This window comes from Mycolicibacter kumamotonensis, from assembly GCF_002086285.1.
GTDB lineage: Bacteria > Actinomycetota > Actinomycetes > Mycobacteriales > Mycobacteriaceae > Mycobacterium > Mycobacterium kumamotonense.
In genome coordinates, this window is record NZ_MVHU01000099.1 from 1 (window position 1) to 1,332 (window position 1,332).

At 65.6% G+C, this 1,332-nt stretch carries 1 protein-coding gene; it reads right to left on the reverse strand.

What is annotated here, in order from left to right:
* Nucleotides 1–1,332: acyltransferase domain-containing protein (locus BST28_RS22910; RefSeq protein WP_133054374.1), on the reverse strand; the 1,332-nt coding region annotated here is incomplete at both ends.

Here is a 1,332-nt window from a genome sequence, read left to right on the forward strand (position 1 = left end):
GGGGGTCAGCCAGTAGGTGCGGTGTTCGAAGGGGTAGGTGGGTAGGTCGACTTTGGTGGCGCCGCGGCCGGCGAACAGGGTGGTCCAGTTGATGTTCACGCCGTGGGTGTGGGCGTGGGCGAGCATGGTGAGGAATGTTTCGGTGTCGTCGCGGCGGCGGCGTAGTGCGGGTGCGGCGAGGGTGTTGTCGGGGGTCAGGGTGCATAGCACTGGGTCGGGGCCCAGTTCGAGGTAGTGGGTGACGCCGGCGTCGGTGAGGGTGGTGATGCCTTGGGCGAAGTGCACGGTTTGTCGGACGTGGTTGACCCAGTAGTCCGGGGAGGTGGCTTGGGTGTCGGTGAGGATGGCGCCGGTGAGGTTGGAGATGATCGGGATTTGTGGTGGTGAGTAGGTCAGCGTGGTGGCGGTTTGGTGGAGTTCGGTGAGGATGGGTTCCATCAGTGGGGAGTGGAAGGCGTGGCTGACGTGGAGTCGTCGGGTGGTCAGTCCGGCGTCGGTGAGTTGTGTTTGGAGGGCGTCTAGTTCGGCCGCTGGTCCGGACAGTACGAGGGAGCGGGGGGCGTTGACTGCGGCGATCGCCACGGTTTCGGGGAGTAGTGGGGTGATTTCGCCGGTGGTGGCGGTGACCGACATCATGGCTCCGCCGGGGGGCAGTGAGCCCATCAGGCGGGCTCGGGCGGCGACGAAGGTGCAGGCGTCTTGTAGTGACCACACTCCGGCGATGTGGGCTGCGGCGAGTTCGCCGATGGAGTGTCCGATCAGGTAATCGGGTTGGATGCCCAGTGATTCGGTGAGTCGGTAGAGCGCGACTTCGAGGCTGAACAGGGCTGGTTGGGTCCACTGGGTGTGGTCGAGGGTGTCGGGGTCGGTGAGGGCGTCGCGTAGTCCGGGTCCGAGCAGGTCGTCGAAGTGTGTGCAGCACTGGTCGAAGGTGTGGGCGAAGACGGGGAACACTTCATGCAGTCCGGCGCCCATGTTGATGCGTTGGGCGCCTTGGCCGGTGAACATTATTGCGGTGCGGCCGGTATCGGTGCGGCCGGTGATGGTGGCTCGGGGCAGCACCACTGCTCGGTGCTCGAGGTGGGTGCGGGTGGTGGCGGCGGTGAACGCCACATCCAGGGGTGGGGCGTTCACCGCTTGGAGTCGAGTGATCTGTTCGGTGAGGGCTTGTTCGGACCGTGCCGAGGCCAGCAACGGCACCACCGGCAGCTCCGCCACCACCGGGGATTCATTGGTTGAAGCATTCTCGGGGGTGGGGGGTTCTTCGATGATGACGTGGGCGTTGGTGCCGCTGATGCCGAAGGAGGACACCCCGAATCGGCGTCGTCGGGG